The organism is Ferroplasma sp., from assembly GCF_031200575.1.
Lineage (GTDB): Archaea > Thermoplasmatota > Thermoplasmata > Thermoplasmatales > Thermoplasmataceae > Ferroplasma.
In genome coordinates, this window is sequence record NZ_CP133597.1 from 419,186 (window position 1) to 433,245 (window position 14,060).

Consider the following 14,060-nt stretch of genomic DNA (forward strand, 5'->3'; position numbering starts at 1 on the left):
AAATCAATTCAATAACTGTATTTTCGTAATCCTATAGATCTTTCATTATCTTATCATTCAGGTGATGCAATATCCTCACTGCCTCACCCTTCCTGGTTGACATAATATTCTGGGCATCATCATTGGCCTCCCCTATTGCTATATACAGCCCATCACGGTTTTTAATGAATACCATATCATCCTTCTTTATTTCCGGATCCATCTCCAGGATACCAGGAGCAAAAAGGTTTGATCCATTCATCAGGTGTGGTACAGCCCCGTTATCAACTGTAACTGTATGTGTTCTGATCTTCAGGTAATTTATGAGGTACAGTGTTGGCATGCCATTGTAAAATATTGGTTTTCCACTGAAATAATAAATTTCATTTTTTTTGTTGCTGTCGACTTCAATATCCGCCATGGAGGTGCCGTCTATATTGAAATGCTGAAGCCTCTGCATAAAATTCTTGTAATCCTTCTTTGATAGTATATGCCTGGACATTATTAAATAATCCCCTTTAATTTTTTAAGCTGTTCATTGACATTCTGATTGTTTACCATGTCATCCATATACTCATATATTCTTTTTCCCAGAAGTATCTGGTTTTCAGAAAATATCCATTCCTCATCGTTACCTATGGCCCTTAGAAAGGCATAGTAAATTGATTTTTCTATATCATTGTGCATATTTTTTCTGCCGAACTTTATAGAATCAGCTTTGCCGTAGTTAAAATAGTAAGTTAGCAGGTCTATTAGATATTTTGAATTTTCAGACCACGGGTCCATAATTTTTGATGCCATTGATTTCTTGCTGCTTAGCAGCTTGGCATTTTCCATAACTTCCATTGGGTTGCCCTTCAATGATTTGATCTCAGCGTCGCTCAAATTGTACAGGAGTTTGACTATTTCTGTTTTGTACTGGGGAAACAGGTATTCAAGAATCTTCCTCTGGCTGGGGGAATCCAGCACAAAACCCCTTGACGATATCTTCTCTCCTATAAACGGCCTCAATTTTTCATCGAACTCAAGTTTTTCAAGGAATTCCTCAAGCGTGTAATGCTGTGATCCGATAACGTAATAATTGTTCTTTATGGCGTATGCGGTCTTATCCTTTCTTATCCGTGCCATGAGCTGTTTCGTTGTAAGCCTTTTCTGTATAAATTCATTGATTATTTCCTGGTTATCAGGTATAAAGTCCATGAAATCAGAGTTAATTACGAAGGGTATGTCAGGGAGAAGCATGTGCTTAAGCATTATATGGACTATATTGCCATCAAAATCTTCATAGACCTCAAATGCACCATCGTATATCTGGACATTAATTTTATTTCCAGAATTTCCGATAACTAGCCTGCCATCATTTACTGAATATGGGACATTTTCCTCCTTCAGCAAATCTTCAATGAAATTCATATCAATTTTATCCCTGCAGGTGGCTGTGAAATAATTCTTTGTTGAATAAACCCTGAGTTTCTTGAGCTTTACTACATTTGTAAATGCCAGGAGCCTGTATATGTCATTATCATAGTTCTGTATTCCTGCTATGATTATTTCATCTGCGTTGCCTCTCTTGCAATAATTCACTGATCCATAATTGGTTTTTATCATTCCCATGAGAGGGGCCTTTTCATTTTCCAGAATTTTATACGTTTCAGACACACCAGCAAGGAACTGGTCAGCCGAATTATGGTACTTCCCGAAATTACCGGAATCCTTCATTTTCTCAATTTTTTTGCTGTAACCCTTTATGGGGCACATGAAGCAACTATCTGTACACTGGGGAAGCAGAACCTCAGGATTATCAAAAAATTTTTTGATATTTTCGATGAATACCTTTTCAGATTCCTTTGAGTTAGATTTAATTATCATGCCTTATCGAGATTTCTTATTGCCTCTGCCTTTACTGTTACTGGTATAGGCACCATGGATTCTATTAGCTGTACTGTGACCTCTTCTTTCGCTGCATCTATGGCAGTTATTTTCGCCCTCTCGCCCTTGAATGGGCCTTCAACTATTTCAATGAGGGAACCCATCTCTAGACCGGTTACAGCCGGTTTAGGCGTCAGGTACTTCTCAATTTCAGAAATGTCTATGTCGCCTGTTACAAACCCCTTAAATCCTCTTATGGCTTTTGAAAGCACCTCAATTCTGTCTGCATGCATGGTTTCAATGAAGAAATATCCCTTAATTTCATATGGTGACATTATGGCCATAACCTCATTTTCTGCATTCTGGTTTCTGGCCTTTCTCTCCTCTCTGTCCCTTTCAGCATGATTTGAGAGGTCAATGGCTATGTCCAGTTCCTTTCCTATGGTGCATTTTGCTATTTTTATCACAGGTACCAGGACGGCTTTAAAATTCTTTTCATAACTGTTGATCCCGTCCTCGGATTTTATGCTCAGGTGCACATCAAGTTCATCACCCTCATATCCGCCAATGGGCGTATCTATTTCAAGTCCCAGATCCCTGCTCTTGTTTCCATCCAGTTCAAATTCATAATTTAGCTCCTTTTTTTCTTCGGATAAGCTGTACTCATCCCTGAGTTTCATTTTCCATTCTATGGAGGGATCCTTTAAATGCATAGAAGTAACTATATTTACGTCAAATTTTCGCTTTGATGGTTGAATATTTTTAACAGCAACGTTCATGGGGACTATTTTCTCCCTGTCATCTTTCTCATCCAGTTTCTTAATGCGTTTATCGCATGCTACTTTTATAACATCGGATATATCTGATGTTAACCAGTCATATTCCATCATTCATTCCACCTAAAATACTATCTGCATTATATAATATATAATAAACCCTATTAAACCAAGCAGAACAATACCAGATCCGGCTATAAGGACAACTTTAGTATATTCGTTGCCGTTTGGCTTCTTGGCCATTTTTAGAATACGGGCATATTTCCCCTTTCCTATACCCTGAAATTTACGTTCTATTTTTTCCTGCTGTTCCACCAGCCGGTCCTCGATACTTTTGTCCATTAATATAGATAAGATAAACATAAAATAAAATCTTTTCTAAATTATACTATCATTATGATAATCATATATTTGTGATATATATTTTTAATACTATGTTAAACGGTTATATTCATGCCATTATAAACTATTTTATTATGAACAACAGCGATGTAAGATATCATTAACAGAAATATCAAATCAAAATAAAACTAATTATAAAAAATAAAATTTGTAAGGCAAAGCTGCCTTTCACATGGAGGTGATCCATCCGCAGGTTCCCCTACGGATACCTTGTTACGACTTAACCCTCCTCACCGACATCAGATTTGATTTAACCCTCTCGAATTAAACCTCATCCAACACCAACTCGGATGGTTTGACGGGCGGTGTGTGCAAGGAGCAGGGGCATGTTCACCGCGGGTTGTTGACCCGCGATTACTACGGAATCCAGATTCATGAGGGCGAGTTACAGCCCTCAATCCTAACTATGGACGGGTTTCGCGATTAGCTTCCTCTTTCGAGGTTGCAACGTATTGTCCCGTTCTTTGTAATGCGCGTGTAGCCCGGGAAATTCGGGGCGTACTGACCTGCCGTCGACCACTCCTTCCTCCAGCTTAGCGCTGGCGGTTTCTCTAAAGTGCATGCATATTCCCATATACATTTGCAATTAAAGATGTGGGTCTCGCTCGTTATCACACTTAAGTGAACGCCCTACGGTACGAGCTGACGACGGCCATGCACCACCTCTCCTGCTATCGAGTAAGCTCGTCAGGTTGACTCTCATGCACAGGTCGTTCCCGGTGAGTTTTCCGGCGTTGAATCCAATTAAACCGCACATTCCTCCCGTTGCGGTGCTCCCCCGCCAATTCCTTTAAGTTTCAGTCTTGCGACCATACTTCCCAAGCGGCCCATTTAACACCTTCGCTCCGACACTGCCTTCCCTCAACGGAAAAGCAACATCAAATGGGCAATGTTTACAGCTAGGACTACCCGGGTATCTAATCCGGTTTGCTACCCTAGCCTTCGTTCCTTACCGTCAGATTCGTTCTAGTTAAACGCTTTCGCCACTGGTCGTCCTTCCAGGATTACAGGATTTTACCCCTACCCCGAAAGTACGTTTAACCTCACCCGATCTCAAGTCTTGCAGTCTCTTCAGACTTTCTGGAGTTAAGCTTCAGTATTTATCTGAAGATTTACAAAACCGGCTACGAACGCTTTAGGCTCAATAAAAGTGACCACCACTTGTGCTGCGGGTGTTACCGCGGCGGCTGGCACCCGTCTTACCCAGCACTTATTCCTCATGCTTTTTAGGAATGAGAAAAGTCTTGGCTATGCCAAGACACTCAAGCTCCCCGTGTCGCGCTTTCGCGCATTGCACAGTGTTCGCGCCTGCTGCGCCCCGTAGGGCCTGGACTTATGTCTCAGAGTCCATCTCCGGGCTACCCCTCCCAGGGCCCGTACCCGTCTGAGGCTAGGTGGTCCATTACACCACCTACTACCTGATAGGTCGCAGACTCATCCTTGAGCACCGTAGTTTTTATTGCCTAAACATTCCAGTTTTAAGCAATTATAAGGTATTACCCTCAGTTTCCCGAGGTTATCCCTTACTCAAGGTTAGATTGTCCACGTGTTACTGAGCAGTGTGCCGGCATCTTACGATACCTTGACTCGCATGGCTTAGTCGGAACTTGATAGCAGTGGCCGCCGGCAGGATCAACCGGAGTTAATCCTACCTCCACTCTTATTAATAAGAAATTAGCGGCTTTACCTTACATATCGGAACCCATCATACGATGAGAACTTCATCTGTCCCAATCCTGGAATATAGATTTCATAAAGGCACATTGTGCTTATCCATCTATTTGCTGTAGATTGGTGTTGTGTTGACTTATCTTAATTACTTAGGGATATTTAAGTATTTTCAATTCTTTAACTTATATAATATTTGAAATAATAATTATAGAATATATATTTTCATTCTTATAAACTGACTTTAATGCACTGATTTCATTCATTGTAAAGGCTTTCTAAAATAAATTTGCATCGAAATATATATCAACTCCAATTTTTTTAAGGTCATTGAGGAACTCTGGATAGCTTTTATTTATACTCTCACACTTCCCGAATTCCGTATCTGAACCCGCTATTACTCCAGCTATTATACTGCTCATGGTCATTCTATGGTCACTGTATTCCATATAATCCGGGAATAGGTTGCGGCCCTTTTTTATATAGATGCAGGAATCATTTACTGTTACCTTAGCACCAAAGCTCCTGCACATATTAACTATGCCCATGAACCGGTCAGATTCCTTTTCCCTCAGGCGCTGGTAGTTATAAATCTGTACGCCCTCCTCCGAAAATATCCCTATCACAGATATTACCGGTGCCATATCTGGGGATACTGCTGCGTCAACTATAATTCTGTTAATATGATCTGCCTTTCTTATTTCAATGCCCTGGCTTACTGGTTTTACACTTCCCGTTGCATTGTTAATTAGTTCCACTATATTCCTGTCTGGCTGTAATGACATATAATTAAGGTTTTTGATGATTATATTGCCAGTGAAAATTCCCAGTACTATAAAGTAAGAGGCAGATGAATAGTCTCCCTCAATATCTACAGTTTTTTCAGGGCATTTCTGGTTAATAATCTGGTATCTTCCATCATCTTCCTCAACTTTTACCCCAAAATTTGCAAGGCAGTTTTCAGTTATTTTTAAATAACCTCCTGACACTGTATTAAGCGCCCTGAAGGATCCACCACCCAAAATTGAATAATAAAATAGCATAGAGCTAACATACTGTGAACTCACGCTTCCATCGATTTCAACCGGGGTACTGGATGCCCCCCTCCCATCTACTGCGTAAAAGCCATCCTCTTTTTTATTGAACCTGGATCCAGCATCTGAAAGTGCACTGATTAAGGTATCAACCGGTCTTCTGGCCAGCGAGGGTTCCCCGGTTATGGATGTCTGGCAATTTCTGGCGCATAAAAGCCCAATAGAGAGCCTGTAGGATGTGCCAGACTCACCAACATACATGTTTTCAGGGCAGCGGAAGTCAGGCACTATACGCATATTTTTCCTGTCATACTCGATTACCGCATTGCATTTCTCGGCAATTTTCATTGATATAATCTCATCTTCAGAAAACGATACATTGTTCAGACGTACGGGCTTATTTGAAAATGCAGAATAAAGTACATATCTCTGGGTAAAACTCTTTGATGATGGTGCAAAGATTATCCCTCCAATATTCTCTCTCTTTATCCTTATATTCATGGCTCACTTATATGAATACCTCTGTTATTAAATCTACTTTTTATTATACTGTACCCATCGGAGAGAAGCAGTTTGCTGGCCCTGTCAATATGTTCCTCCGATTTATATAAACCGAAAATTGCTGGGCCCTTTCCGCTTCTCCCGGCCAGGAATGCACCAGTGGCAAGGATTGTTTTAACTGCTTTACTGTCATTTCCATCATCAAAGATTAAACCATTTAGCACCATTGTTTCATAAACCCTCCCTGCCTTTAAATTATCCTCAAGACGGTTATAGAAATTTATGTATGGTGAAAAATCCTTTTTTTTAAGATTGATACTTTCAACTGTATCTTTGCCGGTGCAGATCAGTACAAAATCCTCCTCCAGCTCATGCCTGCTCAGTAGCCTGAAATTCCCATTGTCTGTTAAGCAGTACCCACCGTAATATGACATTGCCAGATCATCCATGGCACCTGTTACAGATGTATTATTATAAATTGATGCCCTGGCAGCATTCCTTAGTATTTCGTTATCGGTAAAATTTATGGAATTCATTTTCAATAGGCCAAAAACCACTGAAATTGCAAGTGCACTGCTGCTTTTGAGACCCATGCCAGGTGGAATCTCGCTCCTGATGCTGATACTGTAATTTCCAGAAATTTTGTATATATTTCTTATATAATCTACCAGCTTCCCGATTTCAGTAGAAGGAAAAGAATCCTGATCGGTTGGTGTAATCTCAGTTTGCATAGGCAGCTTTAGTGCAGCTGCTGCCCCATGCCCGTTAACGAAGGCGGAAATTATTGAAATTCCACCATTGGCCTCCACTATCATGGGATGTTATCTTATAATATTATTTTATTTTTTCATAAAAAATATCCCTGAACTCCTCATATGTAACTGAAAATTCATATAACTTTTTCAGCGTTTCAATTCCCTGCCCGATAAACATATCCGCCCCGTTGACAGTTATCCCTCCTTTCAATTTTACAGCCTTCAAAAATGGGGTTTCCAGTGGATTATAGATAACATCTATTCCTGTAGCCCCTGCTGGAATCTTTTCAACAGGTATTGCCATTCTAGTATCTGGATACATTCCCAGGGGGGTACAGTTTATTATGATGTCGCATCCTTTTATGCTATCATATCCCGATGATATAATGCCGGGCATAATTTCCACACCGGGTTTTCTGGAAGCAATGGACACATCTGCATTGTGGTTAGCTTTCAATGCGTATGCCACGGTTCTTGCTGCACCACCGGAACCCATGATTACGATTTTTTTGCCATCAGGATCTATTCCGTTATTTTTGAGCAGCAGCAGGAAACCGTTATAATCACTGTTATATCCTGCAAGTTTGCCATTTATATTTTTGACAAGATTGGCCGATCCCGTTGCCGAAACTACCTCATCTTTAATGTCAACCAGTTCTGCAGCCATCTCCTTATACGGCGCAGTAACATTGAACCCCAGCACATTCTCCCTGGCGAATTCAAAAAATCCTTCGAGGTTTTCCCTGTGCAAATTTACGGCATAATATCTTGAGTTTATCCCGTGGTTTCTGAAAATTTTACTGTAAATATCCTGTCCGGCTGACTGCCCCACAGGAAATCCAATAAGGCAGGAAAATTTCATGTCCCATCCCTGTAAAGATTAATATATCTGCGTAATTGCTGGAACTCAATCTCCTCTATACTGGCACGGCCACTCTCATTAAGCATAACCATGTTCAGTTTTCCATGTTCAACTTTCTTGTCATTTTTCATATAACTGATCAATTTATCTGCCTCTATATCCCTGAAATTAATCAATGGTATGCCGTATCGTGTTACAGCGTCCTTGATCTCCTCATGCAACATGCTGGAATAACCGGACTTGTACGCTATATAACTTTCCAGAATCATGCCGTTTGCAACCGCAGTGCCATGGGATATGGTGTTTCCTGAGTATGATTCAAGGGCATGCCCAACCGAATGGCCGAAATTCAACAGGTAACGTATCTTCCTGGAATCGAGGAAATCTGCTGTAACCACGTCCAATTTTATTTCTGCACTTCTTTTTATTATGTACTGAAGGTTTTTTGAACAGTATATAGATTTAATATCATTTTCGGTGAAGTACTTGAAAAGATGGCTGTCCATAATCAGCGCCATTTTTATTGCTTCGGCTATTCCATCCCTGAGAAGTGCTGGATCAGAATTCAGAAGAAAATCAGTGTCACTGAATATAGCCTCTGGGTTGTAGAACGTACCTATGGCATTCTTGATATTCATAAAATTTATGGCATTCTTACCCCCAATAGAACTATCCACCTGGGCCAGGAGCGTGGTTGGGATTCCAAGATAATGGACACCTCTTTTGTACACCGATGCAGCGTAACCTGTGAGGTCTCCGAGAGTGCCTCCACCTATATAAGAAATTGAGGAATCACGTTCCACCTCCATTTTGATCAACTTCCTGAATACAGCATTCAGTGATGCCATGGACTTTGCCCTTTCCCCATCTTTCATAAATGATTTTGTGGAATTTATAGCCCTGATCTTCTTTGAATATATGCTCCTCAGGATAGAACTTACAAAACTAATATTGCCATTATATTTTTCCAGGGCCCTGTTTATTTCTATTTCAAGTCCGGACCCGATATATATTTTTACATTACTGCCATTTATGGTCCTTTCCAGCACTTCCATGCTTTATAATGTCAAGGTATTATATTTACCAATCGATTGAGGCCATGCTATGGATCTTTCAATATAAAAAAATATAACTACATTTAAATTATTACCATTCTATGCTTCTCTTTGACGATTACAGAAAGGATATACTGGAAGAAATCAAGAAAATGTACAGTGTATCGGAAAATGACATGGATATAAACGGGGACTACGGTGATTTTACACTGAAGATTTTTAAATTCCAGGATAGGAAAGAGGAGGTATACAGTAAAATCAAGGCGGCATTGAATAAGGATTATATTGAAAAAATAGAGCTTCAGGGGAATTATATCAACTTCTTTATCAAGGCGTGTAAAATGCTCAACGCTGTGGAGAATTCCATTGAAACCTTCGGAATGTATCCTAACATATTTCAGGATACATCCAAGGCACTGATCGAGCATACAAGCTCAAATCCTACCGGGCCAATCCACGTAGGCAGAATAAGGAATTCAATAATCGGCGATTCCATATACAGGATAATAAACCGTTTCGGGACAAGGTCATGCACACAGTATTTTGTTAACGATTCCGGCAAGCAGGTCATCTCCCTGTACCTGGGTCATGTAAAGTATCATGATGGAGAGCCAATGACTGTAGAAAACCTCCTTGATGGTTACCAGAAGATATATTCGAACATGGAAAAGGATCCAAACATCAAAAAGGAAATACAGGAGCTGGATGAAAGATATGAAAGGGGGGATCGTGAATTAATAAGCAGCATACAGAAAACTGCAGCCATAGTCCTGGAATCAATAACAGCAACCCTGGAGAAACTGGGGATACACATATCCACATATGTGTGGGAATCTAATTTTATACTTTACGGGGACGTGTCCTCGCTGATAAACCGCCTTTCCGATGAACTAAAGCTGGAGGGAAATGCAAAATACCTTGAGATAGGGGACAAAAAAATATTTGTGACAAGGCAGGACGGGACATCCCTCTATTTTGCCAGGGACCTCGTATACCATATGTTCAAATCAGAAAATTTTGACTGGATTATAGACGTGCTGGGGGAAGACCACAAGGACCACGCAAAAAACCTTGACTATGTGCTTCATAATTACCTTGATTTTCCATCTAAAATAGATTACCTGTTTTATGGATTTGTATCCCTTGACACCGGAAAGATGTCAACAAGAAAGGGGAATATAATCACGGTAAATGACCTCTACGAAAAAACCATAGAAGAATCGGAAAAAATAATAAGGGAAAAAAGGCCAGATTATTCTCAGGAAACCATAGGCCAGATCAGCAGGGCTGTAGCATCCTCATCCATAAGGTTCAATATAGTGAAAATAAATGCTAACAAGCCGCTTACATTCAGGTGGTCTGAAGCGCTAAACTTCGAGGGGGATTCGGCACCGTATATAATGTATGCATATGCCCGTGCATGCAGCGTGCTTTCCAAGGCCGGAAACTCTACGGGTAGCAGCAAAGAATACAATGAATACGAAAAAAACCTTATAAAAGCCATGTATCTATATCCATATTATCTTCAGAATTCAGTGGATTTTTTACGGGCGGATATCATAGCCGGTTACATGCTTTACCTTGTAAAATCTTTCAATGAATTCTATCTTAACTGCCCGGTTATAGGAAATGAGGAGGAACAGAAAAGAATAGGCATACTGAAGGCATTTAAGCGCATTATGGAGGATTCCTCTGAACTTCTGGGAATCCAGCTTCTCGAAAAAATTTAAAGATTCTATTCCTGGATTAACCAATAAGCTTATTTAATTATGAATTATCCATTTTTATGACAAAAACTAAGATAGTAGCCACAATCGGCCCTGCCAGTTTTAACGAATCAACAATCATAAAAATGGCGGACAAGGGGCTTTCAACAGTAAGGATCAATACCGCACACATAGATCCGGGTTATATAACTGATGTCAGCAAAATGATATATAAAATTAATTCAGAGCATAACAGGAAACTTGGGGTAATGGTAGATTTAAAGGGCCCTGAACTGAGAACTGGAAAATTCCCCGGCGGGACACTGAATATAGATGCCGGAAAAATATATACAATCTCAGATGTAGGCCCTGTAAAATCAGATATTTCAATAAACTATAAAATTTCCAGCTATCTTGATAAGGATACAGTTATAGCTATTAACGATGGCCGTGTAAGGTTCAATGTAGTTTCCCTGGATAATGGCATAATAAAGGCAAAGTCAATGGATAATGGCGTGATACATGACAGGTCCCGGGTAAACATACCAGGGAAATATATAGAACTGGGGGTACTCACAGACCGGGATAAATTATTCATCGAGGAAGGCCTTAAAAATAATGTTAATTTTTATGCTTTATCATTTGTCCAGTCCCGTGAGAATGTATACGAACTTCAGGATTATATTTTCGACAAAAAGGGGCAGGGTGATATAATCAGCAAAATAGAAACAAAAAGCGGATATGATAGTATAGAATCCATTGTAAAAGTTTCAGATTTTATTATGGTTGCCAGGGGAGACCTGGGTGTGGAGTTACCATTGAAGGAGGTTGCAATGGCACAGAAAAGGATAATAAACATATCACATAAATACGCTGTGCCCACCATAGTTGCTACACAGATGCTTGAGTCAATGGTAAACTCCGACTCACCCACCAGGGCAGAGGTCTCAGATGTTACCAATGCTATCCTGGACGATACAGACGCACTTATGCTCTCGGAGGAAACAGCCATGGGAAAATACCCTGTTGAAGCTGTAACATATCTCTACGAAATTTCAAAATACGTTGAATCGCAGTTCATGTCATTTCCAGAGCCGGAAAATTTCATGGTTGACCCCATAGCCTTTTCAGTGGCAAAGGGTGTTAAAATAATGTCAAGCACCATTGATGTGAATTCTATTATAGCACTTACAATATCGGGCCATACAGCAAAGATCATATCTGCCATAAGGCCTGTGAATGATATATATGCAGTTGTACAGTCTGAATGGCTTGCAAGGTCCCTGAACCTGATGAAGGGTGTAATTCCGGTAGTGCTTCCCAGAGAATATGCACAGTCAGAAAATATATATGAAATAATCTCAAAAATATCCCCGCTGGCAAATTTAAAGCCCGGCGAGAAAACCATTGTTGTTTCCGGATCTCCATCATTTTACCTTGGAGGTACTAATAATATAAGGGTACTCTCCATCGGAACCTTCATTGGCCGTGGGTATCCCGCAGGAAAGAGCATTACTGGAAAGATAGACATTGATCGTTCTGGCCAGGGCAATATAATTATTCTCGATAGATATGATAGCAGTATTGACTTTTCAAAGTACGACGCGGCTATAATAAAATCTGATGTTACAAACAGAATCATAGATACATTCATGCAGGCAGGGAAAACACTTGTTTACAATACAGAACTGGTATCTGAAATAAAAACCGGATCAACAATAAGCATCGATGCGGACACAGGAATAATTACATGTATATAAATGAGGTAACATTATATTAAATTATATATAAAAAATTAAATAAATTTATCTCCTATAAAATTTTTAAAGGTTATCAAACACGCTGTTGTTTATGGTGTTTATAAACAATGGTTTTCTTGAATAATCCACGTAGACATTCTTCAATTTGAGATATTCCCCAATTCCGTATTTGCTACCCTCTCCTGCCTGGCCAGTCATCCTGAATCCAGTATGGTATCCCTGGGATGCCTCAGGGCCGGGCATGTTTATGTATAGTTCACCGAACCTTACTTTCTCCGAGGCTTCAAGCATCAATTCCGGGCTCTCCGTAAATAGATATGAGGCAAGCCCGAACCTAGAGTCATTGGCCTTCTCGTAAAGTTCATCCATCGTGGAAACCTTCTGTGTACCTATTATTGGCCCGAAGATTTCATTCTGGAACAGGTTAGATTTCTGGTCAACGTTATCGATAATTGTGGGCTCGAAGAAGTAGCCACTCCCGAATTTTCCCTGAAGTACTGGCGGTGCACCGCCCGTGAGTATTTTATAGCCGGAATTCTTAGCCTCCTGAACAGTTTTCTCCATATCAGATAGGGCACCTTTATTTATCAGAGGCCCGACATCGGATGTTTCCGGGTTGCCTACTGAAAGCTTTTTTGTTACCTTAATGAATTTGGACATAAAGTTATCGTATATGTCCTCATGTATGTAAAGCCTCTCAGCTGCTATGCATGATTGCCCGACGTTCAGATACTTCGCCCATACAAGGCTTTTCAGTGCCTTCATTATATCTGCATCCTTCCATACCATGAAAGGTGCTTTCCCTCCAAGTTCCAGAATCAATTTCGCCATGTTGGACGATGCATTTTGCATTATTCTCTGACCCGTTGAAGTAGACCCTGTCATAGTAACAAGTGCCACCTTCTTATGGTTTACTATGTAATCACCTATTTCTGATCCCTTCCCGGTTATAAAGTTCAATACGCCTTTTGGAATTCCAGCCTCTATAAATTTCTTTACCAGCCATTCGGCGGTTAATGGCGTATCAGAGCTGGGCTTCAAAATTACGGTATTTCCTGTAAGCAATGCCGGTGCAAGTTTTCTGACCACCATTGCAGCCGGGAAATTCCAGGGTGTTATGGCAACAACAATTCCATATGGAACCTTGTACTGGAATATTTTCCTGTCAGGGGTTGTTCCCTCAACTATGTCCCCTGTAAGTTTTCTCTCGAATTCAGCATAGTACTGTATCTGGTCAAGGACACCATCCACCTCATCAGCAGCCTCCCTTTTTATCTTCCCGACCTCCAGTGTTAAAAGGTTTTCCAGGTCACCCCTGCTTCTGGCTATAAGGTCAGCGGCACGGTAAAGTATTTTTGCCCTATCAGGGCTTCCCATTTCAGACCAGGATTTAAATGCCTCCTCAGAGGAATCCATTGCTGCATCAACATCTGATTTAGTTGCAGCGGGGAATGTATCTATAACCTCTCCTGTGCTGGGATTATATTTATTAAGAACTGCCTGGTTTGATGAATCCTTCCATATTCCATCAATATATATTTTCATAAAAATAACATTCCAATTTAATATAAATGTGTTTAGATTGGGATACTATGAAAGCATTTTATAATTCGCCGTGGTGGCACTATGGATGGATAATTTTTGGCATATAGATATTTATGATCAAAAAGATATCTTCAGTATAAGGTTGATT

The 14,060-nt window shown here is 40.2% G+C and carries 11 protein-coding genes and 1 rRNA gene; 2 read left to right on the forward strand and 10 right to left on the reverse strand.

Features of this window, described 5'->3' with window-relative positions:
- Positions 1-31: 31 nt before the first annotated feature.
- The 9 genes from RE471_RS02375 to aroB all read right to left on the reverse strand — a co-directional run bounded on the left by RE471_RS02375 (position 32) and on the right by aroB (position 8,901).
- Positions 32-481: a DUF1947 domain-containing protein gene (locus RE471_RS02375; protein WP_309215176.1), complete on the reverse strand. Its 450-nt coding sequence runs from the start codon at positions 479-481 to the stop codon at positions 32-34.
- A 2-nt stretch (positions 482-483) separates the two neighbouring features.
- Positions 484-1,848 (reverse strand): hypothetical protein, encoded by a 1,365-nt coding sequence (locus tag RE471_RS02380; protein ID WP_309215177.1) that lies wholly within the window; start codon positions 1,846-1,848, stop codon positions 484-486.
- Positions 1,845-2,738: a transcription elongation factor Spt5 gene (locus RE471_RS02385; RefSeq protein WP_309215178.1), complete on the reverse strand. Its 894-nt coding sequence runs from the start codon at positions 2,736-2,738 to the stop codon at positions 1,845-1,847. Before RE471_RS02385 ends, RE471_RS02380 begins: the two co-directional genes overlap by 4 nt.
- A 9-nt stretch (positions 2,739-2,747) precedes the next feature.
- Positions 2,748-2,987, reverse strand: coding sequence for a protein translocase SEC61 complex subunit gamma (locus RE471_RS02390; RefSeq protein WP_298276903.1), 240 nt, complete (start codon positions 2,985-2,987; stop codon positions 2,748-2,750).
- Between the two features lie 212 nt (positions 2,988-3,199).
- Positions 3,200-4,669 (reverse strand): 16S ribosomal RNA (locus RE471_RS02395).
- Between the two features lie 303 nt (positions 4,670-4,972).
- Positions 4,973-6,229, reverse strand: a complete 1,257-nt coding sequence (locus RE471_RS02400) for a 3-phosphoshikimate 1-carboxyvinyltransferase (protein ID WP_309215180.1) — start codon at positions 6,227-6,229, stop codon at positions 4,973-4,975.
- Complete coding sequence (locus RE471_RS02405) at positions 6,226-7,044, reverse strand: shikimate kinase (RefSeq protein ID WP_309215181.1); 819 nt, start codon at positions 7,042-7,044, stop codon at positions 6,226-6,228. Before RE471_RS02405 ends, RE471_RS02400 begins: the two co-directional genes overlap by 4 nt.
- Positions 7,045-7,063: 19 nt before the next feature.
- Entirely contained in the window at positions 7,064-7,846 is a 783-nt protein-coding gene (locus tag RE471_RS02410) for a shikimate dehydrogenase (protein WP_309215183.1), read from the reverse strand.
- On the reverse strand, positions 7,843-8,901 hold the full coding sequence (aroB, locus tag RE471_RS02415; RefSeq protein WP_309215184.1) for a 3-dehydroquinate synthase: 1,059 nt from the start codon (positions 8,899-8,901) through the stop codon (positions 7,843-7,845). The genes RE471_RS02410 and aroB overlap by 4 nt, the downstream gene beginning before the upstream one ends.
- Positions 8,902-9,002: 101 nt before the next feature.
- On the opposite strand from aroB, the gene argS reads away from it, so the two are divergent.
- Together argS and pyk are read left to right on the forward strand one after the other, a co-directional pair.
- Positions 9,003-10,631, forward strand: a complete 1,629-nt coding sequence (argS, locus tag RE471_RS02420; RefSeq protein ID WP_309215186.1) for an arginine--tRNA ligase — start codon at positions 9,003-9,005, stop codon at positions 10,629-10,631.
- A gap of 56 nt (positions 10,632-10,687) precedes the next feature.
- Positions 10,688-12,367 (forward strand): pyruvate kinase, encoded by a 1,680-nt coding sequence (gene pyk, locus RE471_RS02425; protein WP_309215187.1) that lies wholly within the window; start codon positions 10,688-10,690, stop codon positions 12,365-12,367.
- A 63-nt stretch (positions 12,368-12,430) separates the two neighbouring features.
- Here the strand turns inward: pyk and RE471_RS02430 are convergent, their stop codons facing one another.
- Positions 12,431-13,912, reverse strand: a complete 1,482-nt coding sequence (locus RE471_RS02430) for a D-glyceraldehyde dehydrogenase (protein ID WP_309215189.1) — start codon at positions 13,910-13,912, stop codon at positions 12,431-12,433.
- Positions 13,913-14,060 lie beyond the last annotated feature (148 nt).

Coding starts and splice junctions, on each gene's coding strand:
- RE471_RS02390 (WP_298276903.1), bottom strand. CDS start 2,987: ATGTTTATCTTATCTATATTAATGGACAAAAGTATCGAGGACCGGCTG.
- RE471_RS02430 (WP_309215189.1), bottom strand. CDS start 13,912: ATGAAAATATATATTGATGGAATATGGAAGGATTCATCAAACCAGGCA.
- RE471_RS02375 (WP_309215176.1), bottom strand. CDS start 481: ATGTCCAGGCATATACTATCAAAGAAGGATTACAAGAATTTTATGCAG.
- RE471_RS02385 (WP_309215178.1), bottom strand. CDS start 2,738: ATGATGGAATATGACTGGTTAACATCAGATATATCCGATGTTATAAAA.
- RE471_RS02400 (WP_309215180.1), bottom strand. CDS start 6,229: ATGAATATAAGGATAAAGAGAGAGAATATTGGAGGGATAATCTTTGCA.
- RE471_RS02380 (WP_309215177.1), bottom strand. CDS start 1,848: ATGATAATTAAATCTAACTCAAAGGAATCTGAAAAGGTATTCATCGAA.
- pyk (WP_309215187.1), top strand. CDS start 10,688: ATGACAAAAACTAAGATAGTAGCCACAATCGGCCCTGCCAGTTTTAAC.
- aroB (WP_309215184.1), bottom strand. CDS start 8,901: ATGGAAGTGCTGGAAAGGACCATAAATGGCAGTAATGTAAAAATATAT.
- RE471_RS02405 (WP_309215181.1), bottom strand. CDS start 7,044: ATGATAGTGGAGGCCAATGGTGGAATTTCAATAATTTCCGCCTTCGTT.
- argS (WP_309215186.1), top strand. CDS start 9,003: ATGCTTCTCTTTGACGATTACAGAAAGGATATACTGGAAGAAATCAAG.
- RE471_RS02410 (WP_309215183.1), bottom strand. CDS start 7,846: ATGAAATTTTCCTGCCTTATTGGATTTCCTGTGGGGCAGTCAGCCGGA.